Source organism: Gordonia polyisoprenivorans NBRC 16320 = JCM 10675 (genome assembly GCF_000241325.1).
In the GTDB taxonomy this organism is placed as follows: Bacteria; Actinomycetota; Actinomycetes; order Mycobacteriales; family Mycobacteriaceae; genus Gordonia; species Gordonia polyisoprenivorans.
The window spans coordinates 110621-135967 of the sequence record NZ_BAEI01000064.1; the positions used below are offsets into that span (position 1 = coordinate 110621).

A 25347-nucleotide genomic window follows, 5' to 3' on the forward strand; every position below is an offset into this window, starting at 1 on the left:
GTCATACCTCGATTTCGACGTCGCCGACGGGTGCGTTGATGCACAGCTGGATCTGGGTGTCGGATTCGGTATCGGTCTCGCCGGTCAGCACGTTGCGGGTGCATCCCGACTTCTTGATTGCGGTGCAGGAAAAGCAGATCCCCATCCGGCAGCCGGACTCGGGGCTCAGCCCCGCCGACTCGGCCTGGTCGAGGATCGTGCGACCGTCGTTGGCCGCGGAGGTGCCCGACGCGGTGAAGCTCAGTTCGCCGTGGACGGGCTCATTGGGATCGACGGCCGCCGGCACGGCGAGGGTGAAGGCCTCGCTGTGCACCCGGGCGTTCGGGTGGGCGGTCTCGTAGTGGTCGAAGACCGCGTCCATGAGGGTCGCCGGCCCGCAGACGAAGACGTCCGCATCGTCGTGGTCGGCGATGCCCTCGAGGTGCTCGCCGGTGAAATGTCCGATGACGCCCGCGTCCATCCCGGCCTCGTCGGTACCGCGGGTGTAGTGCAGTCGCAGGTCCAGGTGAGGATGGACCGAGGCCAATGCGGTCAGCTCGGCGCGGTAGGCGAGGTCCGACGGTGTCCGGGCGTAGTGGACAAAGGTGATCGGCTCGTCATAGCCGTTCGCAACGAGCGTACGCAGCATTGAGAGTGCAGGTGTAATGCCGCTACCGCCGCTGATGAACACCGGCGCACGTACCCCCTCGGCGGGTAGGACGAAGTCGCCCGCAGCCTGCGAGAGGCCGTAGACGTCGCCGACCGCGGCGGTCTTGCGCAGATACCGCGAGACCAGGCCGTCGTCGTGTGCGGTGATGGTCAGCTCGACGGCGCCCTCGGGTCCCGCGGCAGCGTTGGCGGGAGAGAAGCAACGGGTCTGGCGCACGCCATCGACAACGACGCTGAGCTGGATGAATTGACCTGCTTCGTGTCCCTGCCACTGGCGCGTCGGCGCCAGGGTGAGCCGGACCGTTCGGGCGGTCGGCCGCTCGACGCGGATCACTCGGGCGCGTAGGTCACGCCAGGTCAGCATCGGGTCGACCAGTTCGAGATAGCGGTCGACCGGATGAGGGGACATGGTCGCCTCGATGATCGAGGAGAACATTTCGGGAAGGCGGATGCTCATGGGGCTGGCTCCGTTCGTCTCACTCCGGTGAGTGAACATCTGTACTCCGAACAGTGTGGCACGTTTCCGGCCCGATCCGTCAAGGGGTCGGCGCGGTTCGTGATCGCGTCGCAGCCCGCGACCCGATGTGATCGACGACACAGTGGTCGCAGAAGCGGCCGAGGCGGTGATGAGGGTGAGGTCAGGTTCAGGTATCGGTGTAGCGTCGGACACACCCGGAGGAAGGAACACACCCGGAGGAAGGAACACTGACGTGAGCCAGGCGCCGACAACGCTGTTCGTGGCCAACCGTGGCGAGATCGCGCTGCGGATCCTCCGAACGGCATCGGAGCTCGGCCTCCGCACGGTCGCCGTGTACTCCGTCGACGACGCGGACGCTCCGCATGTCAGAGCGGCCACCACGGCCGTCGCGCTTCCCGGTACCGGTCCCGCCGCCTATCTCGATGCCGCGGAACTGGTGTCGGCCGCGTCCTCGGCCGGTGCGACGATGGTTCACCCCGGTTACGGATTCCTCAGTGAGGATGCCGATTTCGCCGATGCGTGCCGTACCGCCGGGCTCCGATTCGTCGGCCCGGATTCGCACGTACTGCGCACGTTCGGAGACAAGGCCGCCGCCCGGGACGCGGCGGTATCGGCGTCGATTCCGGTGCTCGATGCGACCGCCTCCGGAATCGACGAACACCAAGCTGACGAGTTCCTGCGGGCCCATTCCGCCGGGATCATGCTCAAAGCCGTCGCCGGCGGAGGGGGACGGGGCATGCGCCCGGTCACCATCCCGGCCGATCTCCCCGCTGCGTTTCGCGCATGCACCGCCGAAGCTCAGATGGGCTTCGGCACTGCCGCGTTGTTCGCCGAGGAACTGCTCACGGGTGCACGCCACATCGAGGTCCAGGTCGTCGCCGCTCCCGCCGCGGACGGCACGGTGCGGGCACTCGCGCTCGGCGACCGGGACTGCAGCGTGCAACGCCGACGGCAGAAACTGGTGGAGATCGCACCGGCGCCAGACCTCGAAGACGCGATCCGGCGCGGCATCCACCGTGCCGCGGTCGTGCTGTGCGCCGCCCACGACTTCCGTGGCCTGGCGACCGTCGAATTCTTGGTCACTGCCGCAAGATTCGTCTTCCTCGAGGTCAATCCCCGCATCCAGGTCGAGCACACGGTGACCGAGGAGGTCACCGACGTCGATCTGGTGGCCACCGCACTCCACATCGCCGCCGGCGCCACGTACGAGGAACTCGATCTGCCGGCCGGTATTCTCGCCACGGCCGACGGTGTGAACGGTACTGCGGCTCGGCCGCGCGGGCTGGCGATCCAGGCACGGGTCAACGCCGAGAGGATCGGCGCCGACGGCGCCACGACTCCGGATTCTGGGACGCTGCAGGTCTTTTCGGCGCCGACCGGTCCTGGAATCCGCGTCGATACGCACGGCCGGCCGGGCCTGACGCTGAGTCCGCGGTTCGATTCCTTGCTGGCCAAGGTGATCGCCCACACCCGCTCCGACGACGTCGCCGTCACCGCCCGCAAACTCGACACGGCATTACGTGACTTCGCCATCGGCGGCGTCGAGACCACCATCGATCTGCTCCGGGCCGTACTGGCGGCCAAGGAATTCGGGACGGCCGCACTGACCACGGACTTCGTCGAACAGAATCTGGCCGAATTGAGCTCGGCCGCAGACCGGTTCGCCGGTGAGCGTGCGGAGGTGACGTCGGCGGGCGACATTACCGCCCGCGCCGACATCAGCATCGGTACCGACGAGCGGGTGATCACCGCCCCGATGGCGGGCGTTGTCGTCTCCACTCCCGCCGCCGACACCACGGCGGCCGGCGGCGAGACGCTGGTGATCCTCGAGGCGATGAAGATGGAGCACGTCGTCGCCGATCCCCACCCGGTCGAGATTCGACGCAGTCTCGTCGACGAGGGCCAATCCATCAGCGCCGGAACGCCTTTGCTGGTGGTCGCCGACGCCGACCACGACGACGCCGAGGCGAACGCGACCGTCGTGGACCCCGACCACATCCGTCCCGATCTGGCCGAGGTGATCGCTCGCCACGCCGTCACGCTCGACGAGGGGCGTCCCGACGCCGTTGCCAAGCGACACCGGCGCTCGCGCCGCACCGCCCGGGAGAACATCGCCGACCTCATCGATCCCGACACCTTCACCGAATACGGTGCGCTGGCCCTCGCGGCCCAACGCACCCGCCGCAGCGAAGCGGACCTCATCGCCAACACCCCGGCCGACGGCCTCGTGGGTGGGGTCGCGACGATCGGCGCCGACCGGTTCGGTGCTTCCGCGGCGGAGGCCGTCGTCATCTCCTACGACTACACGGTCCTCGCGGGCACGCAGGGCATGCGCAACCATGTGAAGACCGACCGACTGCTGGAGGTGGCCCGGCGCAAGCGGATTCCGCTCGTACTCTTCGCCGAGGGTGGCGGCGGGCGTCCCGGCGACACCGACGCCCTCGGCGCCGCAGGACTCGAACTCGACACCTTCCGGTCGATGGCGGGCCTGCGCGGGGTGGTGCCGACAGTGGCCGTCGTCTCCGGCCGCTGCTTCGCCGGCAACGCCGCACTCGCCGGCGCATGCGACGTCCTCATTGCCACTCCCGACGCCAACATCGGCATGGGTGGACCGGCGATGATCGAAGGCGGCGGTCTCGGGGTGTTCGCTCCGGAGGAGATCGGACCGGTCGACGTGCAGACCCGCAACGGCGTCATCGACGTGCTCGCGCGCGACGAAGCCGACGCCGTGGCCACCGCACGGCACTACCTGTCCTACTTCCAGGGCGATGACGACCGGTGGGAAGCACCCGATCCGCGATCGGCGCGACACGTCGTCCCGGAGAACCGCTTGCGCGCCTACGACATCCACGCCGCCATCGAGTCGATCGCCGACGTCGGATCGGTGCTGGAGCTGCGACCCGTCTACGGCCGCGGCATCGTCACCGCGTTGATCCGGGTCGAGGGTGTGGCCTACGGCCTGTTGGCCAATTCCAGCCGGCACCTCGGGGGAGCGATCGACGCCGAGGCCGCCGACAAGGCCGCCGAATTCCTGACGCTGTGCCAAGCACACGGACTGCCCCTCGTCACGCTGTGTGACACACCGGGTTTCATGGTCGGGCCGGAGTCCGAGGAGCAGGCGACGGTGCGTCGATTCGGCAACTTCTTCGCCGCCGGTGCGCGATTGACCGTACCGTTCGGCACCGTGATCCTGCGCAAGGGCTACGGTCTCGGTGCGATGGCCATGGCCGGCGGGTCCTTTCACGCACCGGAATTCACCATCGCGTGGCCGACCGGGGAGATCGGCGGTATGGGCCTCGAAGGTGCGGTACGCCTGGGCTTTCGCAAAGAACTCGACGCCGTCGCCGACCCCGCCGAGCGGGACGCGCTGTTCGCAGACCTCCTCGCGAAGGCCTACGAGCACGGCAAGGCGCTGCACTCGGCCACCACGTTCGAACTCGACGACGTGATCGACCCGTCGACCACCCGGGACTGGATTCGTCAGCTCGGGCGATCACGTTGAGTTCAGATGACGGGGAGACCCAAGTTACTCGCGAAAGGCGAAACGAATGACAATGCTCCCGGATCTGCACGGCCGCACGGCCCTGGTCACCGGCGCCTCGAGGGGGATCGGTTCGGCTGCGGCCGCGGCACTGGCCGCGGCGGGCGCCAACGTGGTGGTCACCTCACGTAAACCCGACGCGGCGCGGGCCGCTGCGGAGGCGATCGGCCCCAACGTCCTCGGCATCGCCGCCCACGCGGCGGAGGAGGATCAGGCCCGCGCCTGCATCGACACCACCCTCGAACACTTCGGATCGCTCGACATCCTCGTCAACAACGCCGGCACGAATCCCGCATATGGACCACTCATCGCCCAGGATCACGGGCGATTCGCCAAGACGATGGACGTGAACCTGTGGGGCCCGATCCTGTGGACCGGACTCGCCGTACGGGCGTGGATGGGTGCGCACGGCGGATCGGTGATCAACACCGCATCCATCGGCGGTCTCGGTCACGAACCGGGCATCGGCATGTACAACGCCTCCAAGGCGGCGCTGATCTACGTGACAGGGCAACTGGCGCTGGAACTCTCGCCGAGTGTGCGGGTCAACGCCGTGGCCCCCGGGATCGTGCGGACGCGCCTGGCCGAGGCGCTGTGGAAGGAACACGAGGCGCAGGTCTCCGAGGCCACCGCACTCGGGCGGATCGGTGAACCCACCGATGTCGCCTCGGCCATCGTGTTCCTCGCCTCCGACGCCGCTTCCTGGATGACCGGCGAGATCATGACCATTGACGGCGGGCAACACCTCGGCGACGCGGCGCCTTATCGCGCTTTCGGCGGCGCACTCCGCTGAACAGATTCCCCCATCCCGACACCCACCGAGAGGACTCCCGTGGACACCGACGTCGACGACGTGGCCGCTGATCTACGCGCCCGTGTGAGCAGGCTACTGGCCCAACACGATCCGGCCACCACACCCGAACGAGACTTCCTGGCCGCACGATTCGATGCCGGGCTGGCATGGGTGCACTTCCGCCCCGGTGACGGTGGACTGGGGATCGCGCAGAGCCACCAGGCCCTGGTCGACGAATTGCTCACCGCAGCCGGTGCACCCGGACCGGCCAAGTCGCGCAACGGCATCGGCCTCGGCATGGCGGCGCCCACCATCGCGGCACTGGGGACCGAGGAGCAGCGGCGCCGACTGCTGCGACCGCTGTACCTCGGCGAGCACATCTACTGCCAGTTGTTCAGCGAGCCCGGCGCCGGATCGGATCTGGCGGCGGTGGCCACGCGCGCCGTCCCCGACGGCGAAGGCTGGATCGTCAACGGACAGAAGGTCTGGACCTCGAGTGCGCACAACGCCCAGCGCGCCATCCTGGTCGCCCGCACCGATCCGTCGGCGCCCAAACATGCCGGCCTGACCTACTTCATCGTCGACATGAGTGATCCCGGTATCGAGATCCGGCCGCTGCGACAGATCACCGGCGAAGCCGAGTTCAACGAGGTGTTCCTCACCGACGTCCGCATCCCCGACACCGATCGCATCAGTGAGGTCGGCAACGGGTGGCGGGTGGCGACGACGACGCTCAACAACGAACGCGTCGCCATCGGATCGGGCGCACCGCGCGAGGGCGGCATGATCGGAAAGCTCACGCAGCGCTGGCGCACCCATCCCGAGGTCCGGGATCCGGCGAAGCTCGACACGTTGATGCGCTTGTGGGTCGACGCCGAGGTCACCCGCCTCACCGGCGAACGTCTGCGTCAGCAGCTCGCCGCGGGACAGCCGGGCCCGGAGGGTTCGGCGATGAAGCTCGCCTTCGCCCGGCAGGCGCAACGGATCTCCGGATTCGACCTCGAGATCGCCGGCGAGGACGGATTGCGCTACGACGAGTGGGAACTGCGTCGCCCCGAGACCGTCGACTTCACCGGACGCGATACCGGCTACCGGTATCTGCGCGCCAAGGGCAACTCCATCGAGGGCGGCACCTCGGAGATCCTGCGCAACGTGGTCGCCGAACGGGTGCTGGGCCTACCGCCCGAACACCGCGTCGACAAGGACATCGCCTGGAAGGACCTGCCCCGATGAGCACCCCTGGCCCGACGGCCACTCCACCGGCACCGTCGGTGACCGCCGATCTGCAGTACTCCGATACCGAAGAGGCGCTGCGTGATTCGGTGCGACGCCTGTTCGCCGACCGGCTGCCCGCCGACGTCGTCGTCAAGGCCTACGAGTCCGACGCGCCCGACTTCTCACAGGTGTGGCGCACGCTGGCCGCCGATCTCGGTCTCGCGGCGTTGCTGATCCCCGAATCACTCGGTGGCGCAGGCGCTTCCGAGCGTGAGGCGGCGGTCGTGAGTGAGGAGGTCGGACGAGCCGTCGCCCCGGTTCCGTTCCTGAGCAGCGCGATCATCGCCACCGCCGTCCTGCTGCGCGCCGGCGACACCGAACTCCTGCCACAACTCGCCGAAGGGGCCACGACCGCGGCACTCGCGGTCGGGTTGTCGGCGACCCACCCACGGCCGTCGGTCACCGCCGGGCCCGACGGCGCCGTGTCGGGTCGGGTGACCACGGTCGCCGGCGCAACCGACGCCGACGTGCTGATCGTGCCCGCCGACGGTGCCGACGGCGTCGAACTGTATGCGGTGCGTTCTGATTCACCGGGTGTCACGGTGACGCCGGCCCTCGCGCTGGACATGACGCGGCCGCTGGCCGATCTCGAGTTCACCGACGCCCTCGGCCGGCGTGTCGGCTCCGGCGACGGCGGCAACGCGGTACGGGCGGCGCTGCTCACCGGCGTGGCGCTCCTGGCCTCCGAACAACTCGGCGTCGCCCAGTGGTGTCTGCAGACGACTCTCACGTACGTGAAGGAGCGCAGGCAGTTCGGGCGGCAGATCGGGTCGTACCAGGCCATCAAGCACCGGCTCGCCGATCTGTGGCTCGAGGTGTCCTCGGCAGGTGCGGCCGGCCGCCGACACCGCAGCACGACGCGACGCCGATGCCGAGATCGCCGCACACCTCGCCGCGTCGTACTGCGGCGACGTCGCCGTCCGGGCCGCCGAGGAATGCATCCAACTCCACGGTGGCATCGGCATGACCTGGGAGTATCCCGCGCACCTGTACCTCAAGCGCGCCAAGGCCGACCAACTGGCGCTCGGCAACGACTATCACCACCGTGCCCGGCTGGCCGAACTCGTCGCCCTGGCCTCGTCTTCTTTTGGCGGTAACCGCAGGTGAGAGCGCTTCTCGCGGGTTCGGCGCGCCGTGGACCCGGCACCGGGGACACACCGCGATGTCCTAGACTCGCTTAGGTGACCCGGACCCGCCGCCCCACTTCGCGTGCCCCGCGGCCTGTGGAACCGGAGAGCCGGGCCGATCGCAAGAACCGCACCCGGCAGGCGCTGCTCGAGACCACGCTGGACCTGGTGAGCGAACGCAGCTTCGCCAGTATCAGTCTGCGGGAGGTCGCCCGGGGCGCGGGGATCGTCCCGACGGCGTTCTACCGACACTTCGCGTCGATGGAAGATCTCGGCGTCACCCTCGTCGAGGACTCGATGCGGATCCTGCGCCGCACACTGCGCGAGGGCCGGCGCGATCTCGCTGCTCGTCAGGCGCTGCCGACCGCACAGAATTCGTTGGCGATCCTGCTGAGCCATGTGCACGAGCACGAGACCGACTACCGCTTCCTGATCCGCGAACAGCACGGCGGGGTCACCGAGATCCGTCGCGCGATCGACACCGAACTGCGATTGTTCTCCAAGGAACTCGCCATCGATCTGTCGCGCATCCCCGATCTCTCGCAGTGGCAACCGCAAGACCTCGAACTGGCCGCCGAACTCATCGTCACCATCATGCTGACCGCGGTGGCCGACCTGCTCGACGGTGAGCACCGCGGGCGCGATGCCGAGGCCGACATCGTGCACCGCACCGAGCGGCAACTGGTGATGGTGTTCCTCGGCATGGGGCAGTGGAAGAGCGGATAGGGGACGAGCGGGTGGGGCCGCGCCGGTCCGGAAGGGCTCCAGGTGCGTCGAGGGTTTTCGCGCACGCCGATTTCAAGGGTGGGCCGCGCCGGCTTCCCGGGTGACGATGGCCGACGTTGTCGCGCACCGCGTCGTCGGTGCGTCGCGTTCACACGACGAGCAGGAGACCCGTGTCCACCGAGAAGATCGCCGACGAGATCAAGTTCGCCTATTGGGTGCCCAATGTGTCCGGTGGGCTGGTGACCAGTGACATCGAGCAGCGGACCAGCTGGGACTACGAGTACAACGTCAAACTCGCGCAGACCGCCGAGAACAACGGCTTCGAGTACGCGTTGTCCCAGGTCCGTTACGAGGCGTCCTACGGTGCGGAGTTCCAGCACGAGTCCACCAGTTTCAGCCTCGCGCTGCTACTGGCCACCCAGCGCCTCAAGCTGATCGCCGCCATCCACCCGGGCCTGTGGCATCCGGCCGTTCTCGCGAAGTTCGGTGCGACCGCCGACATCCTGTCGAACGGACGCTTTGCGATCAACGTCGTCAGCGGATGGTTCAAGGACGAGTTCACCCACCTCGGCGAGCCGTGGCTCGAGCACGACGAACGGTACCGCCGCAGCGCGGAATTCCTCGAGGTGATCCGCAAGATCTGGACCGAGGACAACGTCGACTTCCGTGGCGACTTCTATCGCATCCACGACTTCACCCTCAAGCCCAAGCCGCTCAACACCCCCGAGCGTCCCAATCCCGAACTGTTCCAGGGCGGTAACTCGACCGCGGCCCGCAACAACGGTGGCCGCTTCTCCGACTGGTACTTCTCCAACGGCAAGGACTTCGACGGCGTCACCGAGCAACTCGACGATCTGCGTGCCGTTGCACAGGCCCACGAGCGTGCGGTGCGCTTCGGGCTGAACGGCTTCATCATCGCCCGCGACACCGAAGCCGAGGCCCGCGACACCCTGCGCGAGATCGTCGAGAAGGCGAATCGTCCTGCGGTGGAGGGCTTCCGGTCGGCGGTGCAGCAGGCAGGCAACTCCACCGGCAACAAGACCGGTATGTGGGCGGATTCCTCCTTCGAGGATCTCGTGCAGTACAACGACGGTTTCCGTACCCAGCTGATCGGCACGCCCGAGCAGGTCGCCGAGCGAATCGTGGCCTACAAGCGTCTCGGCGTCGATCTGATCCTCGGTGGATTCCTGCACTTCCAGGAAGAGATCGAGTATTTTGGCGAGCGTGTCCTCCCCCTCGTCCGAGAGCTCGAAGCCGCGCAGCGCAGCACCGTCGGCTGAGATGAGCCTCACCACTTCCGCGGTGCGGGCCGATCGTGGTGCCGCGCGGCTGGATTCGGCCGCGCGGGCCCGGGCCGCCGCGCACGCCCTCGCCGATCGGTTCGCCTCCGGCGCCGCCGAGCGCGACGTGCAGCGGCGGCTGCCCCACGAGGAGATCGACGAGCTGTCGGCGAGCGGGCTGCTCGCCATCACCGTGCCGGCCCGATTCGGTGGGCCCGACCTGGCGCCGAGCGTGGTCGCCGATGTGACCCGCATCCTCGCCGCCGCGGATCCCAACATCGCGCAGATTCCGCACAGTCACTTCGTCTATCTGAACCTGCTGCGGCTCGCAGCGTCGGAAGAGTTGGCACGCAAGCACTTCGACGCCGTGCTGCGCGGCGGCCGGGTGGCCAACGCGCAATCCGAGCGCGGCGGTAAGACGGTCGCCGACATCTCCACCGCGCTCGTCGCCGACGGTCCCGGCCGGTTCCGTCTCGACGGCGAGAAGTTCTATGCCACCGGCTCGTTGTTCGCCGACACTCTGGCCGTGCTGGCCCGTCACGACGCCGACGAATACCTCGACGGTGGTGAGTACGTGGCGTTCATCCCCGCCGACGCGCCCGGGGTGGAGCTCGTCGACGATTGGGATGCGCTGGGGCAGAAGACCACCGGCTCGGGAACGGTGCGGCTGCGGGGTGTCGCCGTCGATGCCGCAGACCTCGTCGCCCGTGCGCCCGCGGTCTCCCGGCCCAACGGATACGGTGCGTTCGCCCAGTTGCTGCACGTCGCGATCGACGTCGGCATCGCACGCGGCGCCCTCGACACCGCCGTCGAGTTCGCGCGCACCAGTGCCCGACCGTGGTTCGAGGCCGGTGTCGAGCGGGCCGTCGACGATCCGCTGTTGGTGCAACGATTCGGTGAGCTCGGCGTCGACCTCATCACCGCCGAGGCGACCCTAGACGCCGCCGGACGTGCGGTCGACCGGGCCACCGAGTTCACCCCGTACGAGACCGCCACCGCCGACGGTGATGACGCTCATGTGGGCGCGGTCGCCGACGCGTCGATCGCGGTGGCCGCGGCCAAGGTCGTCGCCGACCGCGTCGCCACCGGCATCGGATCAGCGCTGTTCGAGGTGGGCGGCACCCGCAGCGCTGCTGCCGGCACGGGCTTGGATCGCTTCTGGCGCAACGCCCGAACGCACACTCTGCACGATCCGGTGCGCTGGAAACTGCAGCACATCGGACGCAAGGTCCTGCGCGACGAGAACCCGCCCGTACACGGTGTCATCTGAGCGAATGAATCGCCGCTGAGACGATCGCGAGGTCGTTCACCCGGACCACCGACGACGGTCGATTTGTCGGTGTGCACCGTTATGCTCACAACATGTCAACGAGTCGCGTCAACACCCAGTTCGGGCCGTATCGCCTGGACGAGTTGCTGGGTCGGGGCGGGATGGGTGAGGTCTACCGGGCCTACGACACCACCAAGGACCGCGAGGTAGCGCTCAAACTGCTCAATCCCGGCCTCGCCGACGACGCCGTCTATCAGCAACGGTTCCGGCGCGAATCCCACGCGGCCGCACGGCTCGGCGAACCCCACGTCATCCCGATCCACGACTGGGGAGAGATCGACGGTGTGTTGTTCATCGACATGCGACTCGTCGCGGGTGAGGATCTGCGCGCGCTGTTGCGGCGTGAGCACGCGCTCGCCCCGGCACGGGCGGTCACCATCATCGAGCAGGTGGCCTCGGCACTCGACGCCGCCCACGCCGACGGTCTGGTGCATCGCGACATCAAACCCGAGAACATCCTCATCGCGCAGAACGACTTCGCCTATCTCGTGGACTTCGGCATCGCCCACGGTTCCGACGACACCCACCTCACGCAGGCCGGCACCGCCATCGGGTCGATCGCGTACATGGCCCCGGAACTGTTCGATGCCGTCCCGGTGAGTATCGCCAGCGATATCTACGCACTCACCTGTGTCCTGTTCGAAAGCCTCACCGGGCGTGTGCCGCATCCCGCCGACACGATCAGCTCGGCGATCAAGGCCGCGGTCATGTCCCCGCCTCCCGCACCGAGCAGCGTCAACGCCGAGGTGCCCCGGGCGATGGACGCGGTCATCAGCCGCGGCCTGGACCCCGAGCCGGCGCGGCGCTACGGCAGCGCCACCGAACTGGCGTCGGCGGCCCGCGCCGCACTGACCGGCGAGACCGGTGACGGCACGACGACGATCGTCCCGACCGCCATGCCCGGACAACCCGGCCCGGACCTGCGCAAGCCGGCCCCGCCGACCGTGCTCGGTGCTGCCGCGGCGAACGACGAGGCGATGCGCGCCACCCAGATCCGACCGTCGGGGCCTGTCGGGCCGATCGGCCCGGTCGGCGGTGGGAGCACACTGAATGTGTCGGGGCCCCACAACTATTCGGGACCCCAGAGCTATTCGGGACCCCAGAGCTATTCGGGACCCCAGAATGTGTCGGGGCCACAACAGTTCTCGGGCCCGCAGGTGCCCGGCGGCATGCCCGCGGGGTATCCGCCGTATGGGCAACCCGGCTATACCGAACCGCGGCGGGACCGTTCGCTGGTCATCGCGGTCACCGCCGTGATCGTGGTGGCCGTGCTCGGTCTGCTCGGCGTCGGGGCCTATTGGTTGTTCACGCGCAATTCGGGCGACGACTCGACGGCGCAGTCACCGACGACGACCACGATCACCGCGGCACCGCCGATCACCAACCAGCCCACGGTGACCGCCGCGCCATCGTTCCCGCCCAATGCGGTTCCCTGTGATGCGACGTCGGCGATCGGCTCGCAGGTGACCAGCTGTGCGTTCGCGCAGGCGGTGCGCGATGCGTACAACAACTCGGGCTCCTACGGTCAGTCGCGCGCGGTGGTCGCCTACAGCCCGGTCACCGGGCAGGCCTACACGATGGCGTGTGCCCCACAGGGTTCGGCGGTGGTGTGTCAGGGTGGCAACAACGCCGTCGTCTATGTCCTGCCGTGATGTCGGGTCCGGCCGCGTGCCCTCGTGGCAGGCGGCGGCGACCGGTGACCGGGAAACGCAGGTGAGGGGAGTGTCGATGGGGAAGCGACGTGGCCGAGCGGTGAGCGTGTCGGTCGCCGGCGTGGCGCTGGCCGTTGCCGGGGTGATGGTGATGACCGGCTGCGCGACCGCGGAGTCGCCCGCGCCGCGATCCACTGTCACCGTGTACGCCTCGCCCTCGCCCTCGTCATCGGCCTCGGCGTCGGCATCGTCGACGCAGCCCAGCGCCGGCGCGAATCCCGCTCTGGCCGCGGGATTCCGACGCGTCGCCGCAGGGACCGGACTGCGGGTGGGCATCGCGGTCGCCCCGGTCGGCCCGAATGCGACGGCGAGCCTGCTGTTCGGTGACCGCGATCCCGGCGTGGCGTGGTCGACGATCAAGGTGCCGCTCGCCGTGGCCGCCGAACGCGAGAACGGGACGTCCACAGCGGAGAGCAACGCCATCATCAACTCCGACAACCAAGCGGCCGAACAACTCTGGGCGTCACTCGGCAGCAACACCGAGGCGTCGGCCAAGGTGACCGCGGTGCTGCGCGAGGGCGGCAACCCGAACACCGTGGTGCCCTCGCAGCAGTTGCGCTCGGGCTTCACGATCTTCGGGCAGACCCGCTGGACGCTGCCGGATGCGGCGACATTCGCCGGACATCTGCCGTGTATGCCGGGCACCGGTCACGTGCTCTCGCTGATGGGCCAGGTCGCCGGCAACCAGCAGTGGGGTGTGGAGATCATGCAGATCCCCAAGACCACCGCCGTCAAAGGTGGGTGGGGCCCCGGCGTCGACGGTGCCTACCTGGTGCGGCAGATCGGCGTCCTCACCTACCGCGACGGTCAGCAGAGCGCGGTGGCGATGAGCGCCGTCGGCGGGTCGATGTCGTCGGGCACCGCGGCGCTCAACGCCCTCGGCAACTGGCTGAACCAGAACATCGCCGCCCTGCCACGCGGCCGGTGCCGCTGACCCCGACCGCTGATCACCACGAGCTGACCCCGACCGCTGCTCGATACCGATCGTTCGGCGCCGCCGGTGTCCCGGTCACGGCCCGCACACGGTGCGGTCTCGGTTGATCGGCCGGGCACGCGGTGGTGTCCAGCAGGCCGTTAGAGTTCTTGATGTTACTGAAGTGACTCAGGAGGCTTGTGTGGCGTTGTGGAAGCGATGGGCCGTGGCGTGTGCGACGACGCTGGTGGTGGCGAGCGCCGGTCTCGCCGGAGCAGGCGTGGCAGGTGCCGCGCCGCTGCCGTTCCCCGTTCCGGCGATGCCCGCGTTACCGCCCCTGCCCGAACCGCTGCGGACGTGGCTGACCCCGCCCGTGCCGCCGCAGGAAGCGTTGACCAAGTCCTTTGCGCCGTTCCAGAAGTCGCTGGCCAAGACCACCCCAGGCGCGATCGGCCTCGCTCTCGCGCCGGTCGGGTCGGACTCGGTGATCTCGTTGGGTACCTTCACCACAGGACGGGCGTGGTCGACGCTGAAGGTCCCGGTGTCGCTGGCCGCCGAACGTCGGCTCGGCTCGGCGGTGGTCGACGACGAGACCAAGGCCATCACGGTGTCCGACAACGACGCCGCGGGGGATCTCTGGACCCAGCTCGGTCCCGGCGCGACACCGGTCGATGCGGTGACCGCGGTCCTGCGCGAAGGCCACGACCTCAACACCCACGTCAGCTCACAGCTCGACTCGGCGACGTCCTACCCCGGCTACACCATGTGGGCACTGGCCGATCAGGCGATATTCGGGGCACACCTGCCCTGTATGCCCGGCACCGATCGGCTGCTGGCCCTGATGGGTGCGGTCGGACCCAACCAACGATGGGGCGTGGCCAACCTCGCCCGGACCAACCAGAAGGTGAGCGCCACGGCCGTGAAGGGCGGCTGGGGCCCGGGCACCGGGACGTCGTCGGCGTTCCTGGTGCGTCAACTGGGCATCCTCACCGTTCCCGGTGGTCAGGTGGCCGTGTCGATGGCCGCCGTTCCGCGCAGCGGCAAGTTCTCCGATGGCACCGCCATGCTCACCAAGATCGGTGACTGGCTCGGACGCAATCTCTCCACCGTCCCGACCGGACAGTGCGGATTGGGCTGATCTCGCGTGCGCTGAGTCAGTCCGGCATCGAGTGCCGGCCGGTTCGTGGTGGCGGCTCCGGTGCACGCCGTGACGGCGGTGGGCTCGGGGCGTCCCGAACCGTTGCCTGTGGTTTCGGGGCCTGTGGTCCCGGTGCCCCTCGTGCCGGTGGCCGCCGTGTGGGCTCGGGACGAGGGGATCCAGGTCGCGATGACGCCGATTGTGCCGGCGCTGTTCGTGAGTCGGTGAGCGGCGCGTCAACTCTCGGGGTGCCGGAGACCTCGCCGGCTGGGCCTTCGGCGGCGCGCGCACCCGACGGTCGGGCCAGGGCCGCGGCGATCCCGGTGGTCAGCGGCACCGACAGCGCGATGGCGATACCGCCGACGAACGATCGCGCCAACTCGACGGCGACGGTGTCGCTGGTCAGCAGCGAACCGAACGGCTGGCGCGCCACCGAGAACAACAGCAACAGTGGCAAAGCGCTACCGGCATAGGCGAACACCAGGGTGTAGACGGTGGACGCGATGTGATCGCGTCCCACCCGCATGGCCGCGCGGAAGGTGGCCAGGCGGCTCGGCTCCCCGGCCGCGGCGAGTTCGAACGCAGCCGACGCCTGGGTGATCGTCACGTCATTGAGCACACCGAGCGTACCGATGATGAAACCGGCAAGCAGCAGACCGCTGACCGAGATGCCCCCCTGGTAGACCTGCAGATTCGTCGTCTGATCGCTGGAGAGTCCGGTGAGGTTCATGGTGGTGATCGACGCCCAGCTCAACACCCCGGCCAGGAGCAACGACATCAGCGTTCCGAGCAGGGCCGAACTGGTCCGCATGCTGATGCCGTGCGCGAGGTAGAGCACGACGAACAGGATGGCGGCCGAACTGACCACCGCGACCGCCACCGGCGATTCGCCGTCGAGGATGGCGGGCAGGGTGAAGGCACCGAGCACGACGAAGGCGAAGACGAGTCCGATCAACGACCGCAGTCCGCGCCACGCGGCGACGAGGATGATCGCACCCGCGAACAGGATCGCCCACACGATCGTCGAGGTGGTCCGGCCGAAGTCGAAGAACGTGTAGCGCGGTTGGCCGTCGGGGCCGGGGGTGGTGCTCATCCGGACCGCGTCGCCGATGTGCAGGGTCGGCTGACCGGGCTGTGGATCGTCGGGCGCGCCGAGGGTTTGCGCAGACGAGTCGGGCCCGCTGCCGGATTGCGCCCGGTTGGTGGGTACCTCCAGCAGCGTGTACTTCCCGGAATCGGAGCCGGAGGTGATCGACACGACGCTCTCGATACAGGGTCCGGTGCCCGCGCCGGAGATCGGGATGTCGGCGGTGTCGGCGATCGTGCCGACCATCTGATTCAGGCAATCACCGCGGGTCTGGCTGACGATCTTGCCGTCGACGGCGTGGATCGCACCGCCGTCGGCACCCCGGAACTGTGCGGGGATCGGATGCTCACCCCCCGAGGGCCACAGCAGCACGATTCCGGCGATCATCGCCAGTCCGAACACACTCAGTGCACCGATGACGATGCGTCGCGCCATGGGAGTCAGGTCGGCAGCGATGTCGTTCAGTGAATGGGAGTGACTGTGGCCGTGCCCGTTTCGCGGTACCCGTCGCCTTCGGGCGGCTTTGTCCGGACTGTCGGGCGTCCCGCCGCGCTCGCTGCTCACCACGCCACCCTATGACGCCGGCACCGCATGATGGGCGATAGGCGTCGCCGCCGACGCGCGGAGCGGGCGACGGCTATCGGGTCGGCACCCGCCCACGCGCGGCCGCGCGCACCGAGTCGTCAATCGTCGAATTCGCGCCGCCGACACGGAACGACGCACCCCGATGGTTGTCGGGGAGCAGATCGCCACGTCCGAACAGCTTGTGACGCAACGTACCCGGCGTGTATTGGCGACGATAGACCCCGCGACGTTCCAGGGCCGGGATGACGTGGGTGACGATGTCGGCGAAGGACCCGGGTGTGACGGCGTAGGCCACGTTGAAGCCGTCGACGTCGGTGTCGTCGACCCAGCCCTGCAGGGCCTCGGCGATCTCATCACCCGACCCGATGAGCACCGGTCCCATCCCGCCGATGCCGCCCCATGCGGCGATGTCGCGGACCGCCCACTCGTGGCCCGATTCGTCCGCCTGGGCGAAGGCGGCGACAGCGGACTGGATGGCATTGCTGTGCACGTTGCCGATGGGTTCGTCGAGATCGTAGGAGGACAGGTCCAGGCCCATCCATCCCGACATGAACACCAACGACCCCTCGTCGCTGGCGTAACGCCGATACTCGGCGGCCTTCTCGCGGGCGGCCTCCGGCGTCGAGTCGGTGATGATGGTCAACAAGGTGTAGATGCGGGCGTCGTACGGTTCGCGGCCGGCGGCGACGAGTTCTTCCCGGATCTTCGACACCACTTCGCGCAGAATGGTTTTGGTGGGTGCGGCGACGAAGATCGCCTCGGCGTTGGCCGCGGCGAACCGGCGGCCGCGCACCGACGCGCCGGCCTGGTAGATCACCGGGCTGCGCTGTGGGGAAGGCTCGGACAGATGGATGCCGGGCACCGTGAAGTGCTCGCCGCGGTGACCGATGTGATGGACCTTGTCGGGATCGGCGAACACGCCCGCGGCACGGTCGCGGCGTACCGCGTCGGATTCCCAGGAGCCCTCCCACAGTTTGTAGAGGACGGTCAGGTACTCGTCGGCGTGGTCATAGCGGCTGTCGTGCTCGAGTTGATCGGCGGCGCCCATGTTGCGGGCCGCCGACGGCAGGTAGCCGGTGACCACATTCCAGCCGAGCCGACCGCGCGTCAGGTGATCCAGCGTCGACAGCCGCCGGGCGAACGGGTAGGGATGCTCGAATCCCGTGCCGGTGGTGATCCCGAATCCGAGGTGCTCGGTAGCATACGCCATCGCCGACACCAGCAACAGCGGATCGTTGACAGGGATTTGCGCCCCCTGCCGGATCGCGGCCTCGTCGGTGCCGCCATAGACGTCATAGGTGCCGAGGACGTCGGCGATGAACAACCCGTCGAATCCGCCGCTCTCCAACAGGATCGCCAGGTCGACCCAATAGTCGAGAGTGTTGTACTCCCACGAGCGGTCATCGGGGTGGCGCCACAGCCCGGGGGATTGGTGCGCAACACAATTCATGTCGAAGGCGTTGAACCGGATCGGACGTCGGTGCAGGGACGAGGCAGAGTCGGACACCCCGCCCATGGTGGGCAACGCGACCGCCGGTGACCAGGGTTGGGATCGGCGCGAGGCAAAAGTTTGCGCGGGCGTCGACAAGGGTTTCTGCCGTACATGCATGCGCGGAGTGCAATACCGGAGTAGGTGTGGAGGCATGAGAGCCACCGAAGTACTCGCCGACGGATTCGGACGCGTCAAGGAGAACGTGCACGCCGTGCTCGACGGGATCGAGGAGCTACGACTGTCCTGGCAGCCCGCGCCCGGCGCGAACACGATCGCCTGGCTGGTGTGGCATCTCGCGCGCGTGCAGGATGCGCAGATCGCCGACGTCGCGGGCACCGATCAGATCTGGACCTCGCAGGGCTGGTATGAGCGCTTTGCGCTGCCGTTCCCGCCGTCGGCGAGTGGGTATGGGCAGAGCCCCGACGACATCCTCCGCGTCGTCGGACCCGCCGATCTGCTGCTGGGCTACTACGACGCGAGCCATGACGCCACGATCGAGTACCTCGCCCGTGTCGGCGATGGAGACCTCGATCGGGTCATCGACGACAACTGGGATCCGCCGGTGACCCTGGGGGTGCGGCTGGTGAGCATCCTCGACGACGACGCCCAACACGTCGGTCAGGCTGCGTATTTGCGCGGCCTGAACGTCGACCTCGGCTGACCTCGGCCCGCCGAGCGCGCCCGCCAGTCCGCCGACAGCGCACGGCCGCCTCAGATCCAGCCGCGTTCGCGTGCGACGCGGGCGGCCTCGGCGCGGGTGGCGGTGCCGGTCTTGCCGATCGCCGACGACAGATGGTTGCGCACGGTGCCGGCCGACAGATGGACCTGCGTGGCGATGGTTGCCACTGTCGCGCCCGACAACGCTGCGCGCAGCACCTCGGATTCGCGCTGCGTCAGCGGATTGTCGCCGCTGGTGAGGCTTTCGGTGGCCAACGTGGGATCGATGACGCGTAGACCTGCGTGTACTCGACGCACCGCGTCGGCCAGTTCGCTTGCCGGAGTGTCCTTCACGACGAAGCCGGACGCGCCGGCGTCGATGGCGCGTCGTAGGTACCCCGGGCGGCCGAAGGTGGTGACAATCAGCGAACGCACCCCCGGCAGGTACCGTCGCAGGGCAGCCGCGGCCTCGATGCCGTCGGTGCCGGGCATCTCGATGTCGAGCAGGCACACGTCGGCGGCGTGTTCGCGCGCGGCGTCGACGACCTCGTCGCCGCGCCCCACCTGGGCGACCACCTCGAGGTCGCTCTCGAGGTCGAGTAGGGCGGCCAGCGCGCCACGTACCAGGGCCTGATCGTCGGCGAGCAGCAGGCGGATCGGTTCACTCATCGTCGACCACCGCCGTCAACGTCGTTCCGCCCGTGTTTGATTCGATCGTCAGGGTGCCACCCGCGGACTCCACCCGTTCGATCAGTCCGCGTAAGCCGTTGCCGGGAACAGCTGCGCCGAGTCCACACCCGTCGTCGTGCACCGTCAGTGTGGCGTCCTCGATCCGGACGTCGCAATGAGTGGCGTGGCTGTGGCGGACCACATTGGTGACGGCTTCCCGCAGTACCCACGCGAACAGCTCCCCATGCGGGGTGGCGGTCTGCGGATCGGGAAGTGTCGCAGTGATATCCGCGGCACGGAAGGCGCTCTGTGCGGACGCGATCACGCTCGGCAGGTCCGGGGTGCGCAGAGCTCCGACGGTTGCCCGGACCTCGGCGAGCGCGGAGCGGGCCAGCGCATTGACCTCGGCCATCTCGTCTTTCGCGCGTTGCGGGTCGAGATCGACGAGGCGACCGGCCAATTCGGTCTTGATGGTGATCACCGTCAGCGAGTGCCCGAGGATGTCGTGGACGTCGCGGGCCACCCGCTCACGTTCGGCGACCACCGCCAACTCGGAATTGAGCTCACGCTGGCGCTCCTCGGCGCGTTCGCGTTCGCCCTCACGAACAGCGAGCGCGCGAAAACCGAGCATGGTGAATCCGACGGCGACCAGGATGATCACGACGCTGCCGTCGACCTCCCACCCGGCGATCGTCGGCACCGCGATCGACGCGACGATCAACGCGGCCACGGTGATCGCCGCCCACAGGGTGGGGAAGCTGAAGGCGGCGACGACCATCAGGAAAGGTGCTGAGCCGAAGGTGTTCTCGCCGATGATGGGCAGCAGGCCCGCGGCCAGGATGAGCAGAACGACGAAGATCCATACGCCACGCGGTTCGACCTCGGTGCGACCGGTGAGTAGGTACACCGACGCCAAGAGGTAGACCACGGCGAACAGTCCGATGAGGACGAGCCCCACGATCTTGGCGGTGTGGCCGTGGTCGGAGGTGGCGACCGCTCCGATCGGGTAGGCCAGGAACAACATCCAGATGGCCGTGAACACCCAGCGCAGGTTGCGCCAGGGTGCCCACCGGTCGTTCGTGCGGTTGCTCATCATCTCCGGATTCTGCTGGTCGACGGTCCGATCACTGCCGTGCCGTACTGCGACTGTAGAAGAACGAGGCGGTCGAGGCGAAGATCACCGCCCAGATGATCACGTTGGCGACGGTCACCCAGAGCGAGATGTGGGTGCCGTACACGGTGACACCGTGATCGAGCGGATACCGCGCGAGCGTCACGACCCCGAACATCGGTGTGAACTGCGCGATGGTCAGCATGACGCCCTTGAGGGGGACGAACACGTTGCCGGCGAAGGCCAACAGTGCCAACACGCCGCCCATCACCTGCATCGCCCCGTCGGATTTCATGATGCTGCCCACGGCCAGACCGAAGGCGGCGAACACCGATGCGCCGATCCATCCGAGCAGCAGGCAGGCGATCCACACCCCGACCGGGGCGTGCGCGCCGGTGGCGACCCCGGCGACCGTGAGCACCAGGATCGGCAGCGCCCCCATCGCCAACGCCACGCACACCTTGGTGGCCACGTATCCGGTGGGTTGCAGCGGCGTCATCATCAGGGTGCGCGTCCAGCCGGCCTGCTGTTCGAGTGCCACCGACGCAGCGTTGGAGGCGGCGGCGAGGACAGCACCGTAGACGGCCATGCCGATCAGGACATAGAACGCAACATTGCCCGAACCGACTGTGTCAGAGGACTTCTGGGTAGCGCCGAAAACGAGATACAGCAGACCGGGCATGGCGACGGTGAAAACCAGGGCACGCCGATTGCGTAGGACGCGGCGGATGTCGGTGCGCATGTACAGGGGCGCGGGAAGGAATCCGCGGAGTGCGGTGTCGTGTGACGCCGATCGAGGTGCGGCGGACGAGGCCGAGGCGGTGGTCATGGCGGGAGCTTTCTGTCGAAGGGTGGTGGAGTCAGGCAGCGGAGGTGAGGGCGAGGAACGCGTCTTCGAGGTTGTGCGTGGCGATCTCGACCTCGCGGGCGTTCGTGCCCGTCAGCAGGGCGCGGGCAAGTGCATCGGAATCCTTGGCGGACAGGTAGATTCGCCCACCTCGGCGTTCGACGACCTCGAGGTCGTCGATGGCGCGTGCGACGGCGGCGAGTTCGGATTCGTCCACGATCGCCGAGACGACACGTCGGCTGGCCATCGCGCGGATCTCCGAGGTGGAGCCGTCGGCGACGATCCGACCGTGCGCGATCATGATGATGCGGTCGGCGAAGTCGTCGGCCTCGTCGAGGTAGTGGGTGGCGAACACGACGGTGCGTCCGTGTCGGGCATCGGATCGCATGGCGGACCAGAAGTTCCGGCGGGATTCCACATCCATGCCCGCGGTCGGTTCGTCGAGGACGATGAGGTCGGGGTCGGGCAGGGTCGCCAGCGCGAACTTAAGCCGCTGCTGTTCACCGCCGGAACAGCGGGACACCTTGCGTCCGGCCAGATGCGCGATGTCGGCACGGGCCATCGCCGACTCGGCGTCGGCGCCGCGGCCGTGCAACGAGGCGATGATGCGGACGGTCTCTTCGACGGTGAAATCGGGCAGCAGACCACCGTTTTGGAGCACCGCGGCGATACGTCCGCCGCGAGCCGCAGACCGCGTGCCCTGCCCGTACACCTCGACCGAGCCCGAATCCGGTTGGGTCAGGCCGAGGATCATGTCTATCGTCGTGGTCTTACCCGCGCCGTTGGGGCCGAGGAAGGCGACGACCTCTCCCGGTGCAACGGTCAGATCGAGGCCGTCGACGGCGGTGACCCGACCGCCGTCCCCGCCCCGGAACGTCTTGCGAAGATCTCTCGTGCGGATTGCTGGTGTGTTCATGCATCTCACGATGCCGTCGACGCGCCGCCCGTCCCCAGAGCAGATGTCATCGATCGTCCATGACGTTTGTCATGTGTCGTGTCGCCACCCCGTTCGACCAACCACGGGCAACCTCGTCGATCGCCACCCCCATCCGATGGTCGGGAGCGCTCTTGGTGGTCGGGATCGCCGCCCCGATCCGATGGTCGAGGACGGTTGTTGTGGTCGGGATCGCCGCCCCCATCCGATGGTCGAGGAGCGCCGAGCGAGCGTAGCGAGCACGTCGCGTCTCGAGACCACCGCACGATGGGGCTGGTGTGCGCCGGTTACGAATACAGTTTCCACCGGAGCGGGTGGGCGACCCGGAAAATCGGGGTTTTCGGGCCGTTTTCGTGGAAGTTGTATTCGCGTCTCCAGGCTCCTCGCCTGGCGGCTCGTCGCACCTCGACGATCGGGCAGGGTAACCCGACTAACGCCAGCAACCCTGCAGTGTCTGGAAGTCGCCGGCGAAGGCCATTCCGGTTCCGGTGCAGGTGGGTCCGTGCACACCGTCAACGGTCACCGAAGCGCCGGGTCCGGCGATGCCGATAGCCAGTCCGGGTCGTACGCCGGTCATGGTGACCGAGGCGTTGGGGCCGATGGCGATCGCCGCGGGCCCGGCGTAGTTGGTGGCGGTAGAACTGGCGTGGCCGCCGTCGGCGGTGATCGCCAGGCTCAGACCGGTGTTCGACGCACTGGCCGAACAGCTCTCGCTGGAGGCGGTCTGGCCCGGCAGGGCCGGACAGACCATCGGAGCGGCTGCGGCGTGCGGTGCGGCGGCGAAGGCGATCGCGCCGGCTCCCGCGGTGGCGACGGCGAATCCGAGTGCGAGGCGGGCTGGTGAACGCATGGTGTTGCTCCTCGATGTCAGTGATGGACGGACATCAGGGGTTCGGTGTGCTGCGCGTCACGGATTGCCCACGGTATCCACGGGATGGTGTGGAGCGTCAGCCGACGTGAATCACGGGCCTGCGTGCGACATCGGGCTCGGCCCGACGCACCACCTCGCGGGTCACCGCCGCCACCTCACCCTGCCCGATGAACAAGAAGCGCAAGATGTTGACGATCGGATTGTCCTCGCTCCATTCGAAATAGACGTTGGGGACGAGGTCGGTCCAGTCACGGATGGCGAACAGGGTGGACGCGATCGTGTTCGGTACCGCCGCCGAGCTCACCCACAGGATGCGGAAGCCGCCCTCGTGATAGCGCCCGTGGATTTCCAGGTCGGTGACGAAGTCCGATGAGTCGGTGACGTTGACCTCCAGGAACACGATCTGATCGGCGTCGGGGATGTGGCTCTCGGCGCGTTGCTGCAGTTCCTTCTCGCGATACTCGACCAGGGAGCGATCGTCGGGGTCGTGGGTGACGATGTGGATCTCGCCGGCCAGTGCGGCACCGTCGATGATCTGCTGAGCAGTCTCGTCGAAGGTGATCTCCCCGCTGCGCAGCTCGAACGAGCGGCTGACCCGGGATGCGAACGACAGGATGAGGATCGCGGCGATGAAGAACGCGGCGACCTGCACACCCTCGGGGCGTTCGATGATGTTGGTGACGGTGGTGTAGCAGAACACCAGGGCGATACCGCCGAAACAGATGGTGGCGACGCGCCGGCGATGTTTGCGTACCGAGAGCATGACCGCGATGGCGGCCGAGGTCATCAGCACCAGCACACCGGTCGCGTATGCCGAGCCCTGTTTGTCGACCGAGGCGTCGAAGTAGATTGTGACGCCTGCCGCGATCAGGATGAACACGACCACCAACGGACGGTTGGCGCGCGCCCAGTCCGGTGCCATGCCGTACCGCGGGAGGTAGCGCGGAACGAGGTTGAGCAGTCCGGCCATCGCCGACGCCCCGGCGAACCACAGGATGAGGATCGTGCTGATGTCGTAGACCGTGCCGAAGGCGTTGCCGAGGTCGGCGTGGGCGAGGAACGCCAGCGCACGTCCGTTCGCCTGGCCGCCGACGTCGAACGCCTTCTCCGGGATGAGGATCGTGCACACCAGGCTGCTGGTGATCAGCAGGATGCTCATGGTGACCGCTGCGGTGGTCAGGAGTCGGCGGGTACCGGCGATACGAACGGTCGGGCGATCCGGCGGATCGTCCGGGGAGCCGTCGATCTGGGGCATCACCGCCACACCGGTCTCGAATCCGGACAAACCGAGTGCGAGTTTCGGGAACACCAGCAGCGCAATCGCGATCATCATCCACGGACTGCCGTGTTCGGCGGTCATGGCGTGGCTCCAGTCGACGACGACGTGGGGCGAGGTGGCGATGCGCCACAAACCGTCGGCGATGACCACGACGTTGAGCGCCAAGTAGATTGCGACGAGCCCGACGGCGACCGCGATGGCCTCGGTGAAGCCGCGCAAGAAGATCGCGGCGAGGAAGGCGAGGAACACCAGGGTGATGGCGACGTTGTGTCCGGTGAAAATGTCCGGAACGAACGGATTCTCGATGAAGTGCGCGGTGGCGTCGGCCGCCGAGAGTGTCATGGTGATCAGGAAGTCGGTGGCCGCGAATCCGAGCAGGACGAGGACGAATACCTTTCCGCCCCACCACGGTAGGAGTCGCTCGAGCATCGCGATCGACCCGGAGCCGTGCGGTGAACGTGCGGCGATGTATCGATACACCGGCAGCGCGCCGAACAGCGTCAGGGCCACCAGCACGATCGTGGCCAATGGTGCGATGGTGCCGGCGGCCAGCGCTGCGATGCCCGGTTGATACCCCAGCGACGAGAAGTAGTCGACACCCGTGAGGCACATCACCTTCCACCACGAGTGGGTTTTCGTCTCGGTGTTCGTGCGCCGGTACGGCCCCATCAAGCCCGCGGGTTCGGGAGAGATGTCGGACAGGAACCACCGTCGCAGCGTCCCGTGCGGCATCGTCGTCTTCGGCATCGGATCAGCGTAGTACCGACCGTCGCCGTAGTTGTTGTCAATGTGCGTGTTCAATCCGACAGGCCGCTTGGCGAAGATTGTCCAGATTGCCAGAATTCGTTGCGCCG

General features: G+C 68.0%; 19 protein-coding genes and 1 pseudogene. 11 read left to right on the top strand and 9 right to left on the bottom strand.

Translation table 11 applies throughout. The features are described from left to right. Position 1: 1 nt before the first annotated feature. Positions 2 to 1105 carry a ferredoxin reductase gene (locus GOPIP_RS16810; RefSeq protein WP_006370940.1) on the bottom strand — a complete coding sequence of 368 codons (1104 nt, stop codon included), beginning with the start codon at positions 1103 to 1105 and terminating at the stop codon, positions 2 to 4. A 253-nt stretch (positions 1106 to 1358) separates the two neighbouring features. On the opposite strand from GOPIP_RS16810, the gene GOPIP_RS16815 reads away from it, so the two are divergent. From GOPIP_RS16815 to GOPIP_RS16860, 10 genes and pseudogenes are all read left to right on the top strand, one after another. Further along, positions 1359 to 4628, top strand: a complete 3270-nt coding sequence (locus tag GOPIP_RS16815) for an acetyl-CoA carboxylase family protein (RefSeq protein WP_006370941.1) — start codon at positions 1359 to 1361, stop codon at positions 4626 to 4628. Between the two features lie 52 nt (positions 4629 to 4680). Continuing rightward, entirely contained in the window at positions 4681 to 5460 is a 780-nt protein-coding gene (locus GOPIP_RS16820) for an SDR family oxidoreductase (protein WP_006370942.1), read from the top strand. A gap of 39 nt (positions 5461 to 5499) precedes the next feature. Next, positions 5500 to 6693 carry an acyl-CoA dehydrogenase family protein gene (locus GOPIP_RS16825; protein WP_006370943.1) on the top strand — a complete coding sequence of 398 codons (1194 nt, stop codon included), beginning with the start codon at positions 5500 to 5502 and terminating at the stop codon, positions 6691 to 6693. Next, positions 6690 to 7842 (top strand): annotated as a pseudogene (locus GOPIP_RS16830) (acyl-CoA dehydrogenase family protein). Before GOPIP_RS16825 ends, GOPIP_RS16830 begins: the two are co-directional and overlap by 4 nt. Before the next feature lie 74 nt (positions 7843 to 7916). Then, a complete protein-coding gene (locus GOPIP_RS16835; RefSeq protein WP_035728244.1) occupies positions 7917 to 8588 on the top strand; it encodes a TetR family transcriptional regulator in 672 nt (223 codons plus the stop codon). Positions 8589 to 8758: 170 nt separating this feature from the next. Further along, complete coding sequence (gene sfnG, locus GOPIP_RS16840) at positions 8759 to 9868, top strand: dimethylsulfone monooxygenase SfnG (protein WP_006370946.1); 1110 nt, start codon at positions 8759 to 8761, stop codon at positions 9866 to 9868. Between the two features lies 1 nt (position 9869). Next, the gene (locus tag GOPIP_RS16845) at positions 9870 to 11138 is read left to right on the top strand and encodes an SfnB family sulfur acquisition oxidoreductase (protein WP_006370947.1); all 1269 of its coding nucleotides are present in this window, start codon (positions 9870 to 9872) and stop codon (positions 11136 to 11138) included. Between the two features lie 92 nt (positions 11139 to 11230). Beyond that, positions 11231 to 12850 (top strand): serine/threonine-protein kinase, encoded by a 1620-nt coding sequence (locus tag GOPIP_RS16850; RefSeq protein WP_006370948.1) that lies wholly within the window; start codon positions 11231 to 11233, stop codon positions 12848 to 12850. 76 nt (positions 12851 to 12926) lie between these two features. Beyond that, positions 12927 to 13844: a serine hydrolase gene (locus tag GOPIP_RS16855; protein ID WP_210739625.1), complete on the top strand. Its 918-nt coding sequence runs from the start codon at positions 12927 to 12929 to the stop codon at positions 13842 to 13844. Positions 13845 to 14025: 181 nt separating this feature from the next. Further along, the gene (locus GOPIP_RS16860; RefSeq protein WP_006370950.1) at positions 14026 to 14961 is read left to right on the top strand and encodes a serine hydrolase; all 936 of its coding nucleotides are present in this window, start codon (positions 14026 to 14028) and stop codon (positions 14959 to 14961) included. Between the two features lie 16 nt (positions 14962 to 14977). Here GOPIP_RS16860 and GOPIP_RS16865 read toward each other — a convergent pair whose 3' ends face one another. Both GOPIP_RS16865 and GOPIP_RS16870 read right to left on the bottom strand, forming a co-directional pair. Beyond that, complete coding sequence (locus GOPIP_RS16865) at positions 14978 to 16615, bottom strand: YibE/F family protein (RefSeq protein WP_006370951.1); 1638 nt, start codon at positions 16613 to 16615, stop codon at positions 14978 to 14980. Between the two features lie 70 nt (positions 16616 to 16685). Beyond that, positions 16686 to 18149 carry an LLM class flavin-dependent oxidoreductase gene (locus GOPIP_RS16870; RefSeq protein ID WP_050955279.1) on the bottom strand — a complete coding sequence of 488 codons (1464 nt, stop codon included), beginning with the start codon at positions 18147 to 18149 and terminating at the stop codon, positions 16686 to 16688. A gap of 127 nt (positions 18150 to 18276) precedes the next feature. Between GOPIP_RS16870 and GOPIP_RS16875 the strand changes: the two genes are divergently transcribed. After that, a complete protein-coding gene (locus tag GOPIP_RS16875; protein ID WP_006370953.1) occupies positions 18277 to 18786 on the top strand; it encodes a mycothiol transferase in 510 nt (169 codons plus the stop codon). 50 nt (positions 18787 to 18836) lie between these two features. On the opposite strand, the gene GOPIP_RS16880 is transcribed toward GOPIP_RS16875, so the two are convergent. From GOPIP_RS16880 to GOPIP_RS16905, 6 genes are all read right to left on the bottom strand, one after another. Then, a complete protein-coding gene (locus GOPIP_RS16880; RefSeq protein ID WP_006370954.1) occupies positions 18837 to 19451 on the bottom strand; it encodes a response regulator transcription factor in 615 nt (204 codons plus the stop codon). After that, complete coding sequence (locus GOPIP_RS16885; protein ID WP_006370955.1) at positions 19444 to 20547, bottom strand: sensor histidine kinase; 1104 nt, start codon at positions 20545 to 20547, stop codon at positions 19444 to 19446. Before GOPIP_RS16885 ends, GOPIP_RS16880 begins: the two co-directional genes overlap by 8 nt. 28 nt (positions 20548 to 20575) lie before the next feature. Next, a complete protein-coding gene (locus GOPIP_RS16890; RefSeq protein ID WP_006370956.1) occupies positions 20576 to 21391 on the bottom strand; it encodes an ABC transporter permease in 816 nt (271 codons plus the stop codon). A gap of 31 nt (positions 21392 to 21422) precedes the next feature. Continuing rightward, the gene (locus GOPIP_RS16895; RefSeq protein WP_006370957.1) at positions 21423 to 22325 is read right to left on the bottom strand and encodes an ABC transporter ATP-binding protein; all 903 of its coding nucleotides are present in this window, start codon (positions 22323 to 22325) and stop codon (positions 21423 to 21425) included. Positions 22326 to 22773: 448 nt separating this feature from the next. After that, positions 22774 to 23193 carry a hypothetical protein gene (locus tag GOPIP_RS16900; RefSeq protein ID WP_006370958.1) on the bottom strand — a complete coding sequence of 140 codons (420 nt, stop codon included), beginning with the start codon at positions 23191 to 23193 and terminating at the stop codon, positions 22774 to 22776. Between the two features lie 97 nt (positions 23194 to 23290). Then, entirely contained in the window at positions 23291 to 25240 is a 1950-nt protein-coding gene (locus GOPIP_RS16905; protein WP_370530184.1) for an APC family permease, read from the bottom strand. Between the last annotated feature and the right edge of the window lie 107 nt (positions 25241 to 25347).

What these genes read in the sequence shown, in the direction of transcription:
- GOPIP_RS16900 (WP_006370958.1), bottom strand. Translation starts at nt 23,193, where the DNA reads ATGCGTTCACCAGCCCGCCTCGCACTCGGATTCGCCGTCGCCACCGCG.
- GOPIP_RS16855 (WP_210739625.1), top strand. Translation starts at nt 12,927, where the DNA reads ATGGGGAAGCGACGTGGCCGAGCGGTGAGCGTGTCGGTCGCCGGCGTG.
- GOPIP_RS16850 (WP_006370948.1), top strand. Translation starts at nt 11,231, where the DNA reads ATGTCAACGAGTCGCGTCAACACCCAGTTCGGGCCGTATCGCCTGGAC.
- GOPIP_RS16885 (WP_006370955.1), bottom strand. Translation starts at nt 20,547, where the DNA reads ATGATGAGCAACCGCACGAACGACCGGTGGGCACCCTGGCGCAACCTG.
- GOPIP_RS16845 (WP_006370947.1), top strand. Translation starts at nt 9,870, where the DNA reads ATGAGCCTCACCACTTCCGCGGTGCGGGCCGATCGTGGTGCCGCGCGG.
- GOPIP_RS16870 (WP_050955279.1), bottom strand. Translation starts at nt 18,149, where the DNA reads ATGGGCGGGGTGTCCGACTCTGCCTCGTCCCTGCACCGACGTCCGATC.
- GOPIP_RS16895 (WP_006370957.1), bottom strand. Translation starts at nt 22,325, where the DNA reads ATGAACACACCAGCAATCCGCACGAGAGATCTTCGCAAGACGTTCCGG.
- GOPIP_RS16875 (WP_006370953.1), top strand. Translation starts at nt 18,277, where the DNA reads ATGAGAGCCACCGAAGTACTCGCCGACGGATTCGGACGCGTCAAGGAG.
- GOPIP_RS16880 (WP_006370954.1), bottom strand. Translation starts at nt 19,451, where the DNA reads ATGAGTGAACCGATCCGCCTGCTGCTCGCCGACGATCAGGCCCTGGTA.
- GOPIP_RS16820 (WP_006370942.1), top strand. Translation starts at nt 4,681, where the DNA reads ATGCTCCCGGATCTGCACGGCCGCACGGCCCTGGTCACCGGCGCCTCG.
- GOPIP_RS16810 (WP_006370940.1), bottom strand. Translation starts at nt 1,105, where the DNA reads ATGAGCATCCGCCTTCCCGAAATGTTCTCCTCGATCATCGAGGCGACC.
- GOPIP_RS16905 (WP_370530184.1), bottom strand. Translation starts at nt 25,240, where the DNA reads ATGCCGAAGACGACGATGCCGCACGGGACGCTGCGACGGTGGTTCCTG.
- GOPIP_RS16890 (WP_006370956.1), bottom strand. Translation starts at nt 21,391, where the DNA reads ATGACCACCGCCTCGGCCTCGTCCGCCGCACCTCGATCGGCGTCACAC.